Source organism: Bartonella sp. MR30HLJHH (assembly GCF_042194195.1).
Lineage (GTDB): Bacteria > Pseudomonadota > Alphaproteobacteria > Rhizobiales > Rhizobiaceae > Bartonella > Bartonella grahamii.
The window spans coordinates 1-1380 of record NZ_JBHIMO010000066.1; the positions used below are offsets into that span (position 1 = coordinate 1).

A 1380-nucleotide genomic window follows, 5' to 3' on the forward strand; every position below is an offset into this window, starting at 1 on the left:
ATCACCATAGTTTTGCCGTCCCTCCCCTATCCGAAAGCCACACCAGTGATCAGAATTTGGGGTAGCAAATCATGAAACCTTTTTGCACGGTTCTGGCAAATGGAGAAGACATCACCAAAACGCTCATGGATTATGTTTTATCAATTGAAATTACCGATGAAGCAGAAAACAAAAGTGATCGTATTACCATAGAGCTTGATGACCGTGCGCGTGACAGTGATAACGGCTTTCTTGATATTCCTCTTATCGGGACAATTATTTCCATAACACTTGGCTATGAAGGCGGGAAAAACCGCGATATGGGAGCCTATCTGATAGACGAAATTTCTGTAAGCAGCCCACCACAAAGCTTAAGTGTGACAGGGCGCGCCGCATCAATGAACACGTCTTATAGAACCCCAAAAAGCCAATCCTATCACCAGCAAACCCTTGGCAGTATTGTTCAAGAGATAGCAGAGCGTAATGACTATACACCAAAGGTTGATCCTGCTCTTGCAAAAATCGTTGTGCGTCACATTGACCAAACAGCTGAAAGCGATATGGCTTTTGCTACACGCCTTGCAGAAGACTATGATGCGGTAGCAAAGCCCGTTGATGGCAAACTTGTGCTTGCCAAACGGGGTGAAGGCAAAGCCATTACCGGTGAAACACTCCCTATTGTTGTTATTCATGAGGAACATTGCACCTCTTGGGATTTTAAATACAGCGCACGGGATGAAGCAGGTGCAGCCAATGGCTTAGAAACGGATGTGGGAGACGACCAAAAAGCCGCTGCTGATGCACGAGAACCAGAAGAGATTGATGATGATGAAAACTTTATCCATATGGATGACAATGACAGAGCAACACCACAATCATCTGAATCGGAAAAAGCAGAAACAACACCTGAGAAAGAAGAAGAAGACAAAGAGAAAAAAGGCGGTGTTCTCGCAACCTATCATGATATCCGCAGTGGTGAAAAAAAAGAAGTCAAAGTTGGTAATCCGCCGTTTCATGAACTCAAATACACCTACCATAACCAATCAGAGGCTGTTGCGGCCATTGCTGCTTATCGCAATAAATCATCACGCGGTAAGTCTTCTTTCTCATGTGATATCGGTGGTGATCCGTTTGTGCAAGCAGAAGCAAAGCTTGTTCAGGAGCCCCCTTTCCGCCCCTATATTCCAGCAGAATGGCGCATCAAAAGTGTTAAGCACAAACTTGATAAAACGGGTGGTTACACCACAAAAATAGAGTGCGAACTTTTTGACGAATCACAAGAAGATGCGGCTGGAAACGTTGCAAACACAACACCAGACAAGGATGATACCCTTGATCCAAACGCCCCACCAAACGCATGTGACGAAGGCGAAGGCGTCATCCATATGGATGAAGAGGATA

General features: G+C 45.1%; 1 protein-coding gene and 1 pseudogene. Both read left to right on the plus strand.

Annotated features, from left to right (window positions below):
- Window positions 1-75 (plus strand): annotated as a pseudogene (locus ACFIKR_RS09255) (phage tail protein); the annotation flags it as partial.
- Window positions 72-1380, plus strand: a 1309-nt coding sequence (locus tag ACFIKR_RS09260; RefSeq protein WP_375659639.1) for a contractile injection system protein, VgrG/Pvc8 family, incomplete at its 3' end; no start/stop codon positions are given. The pseudogene ACFIKR_RS09255 and the gene ACFIKR_RS09260, both read left to right, overlap by 4 nt.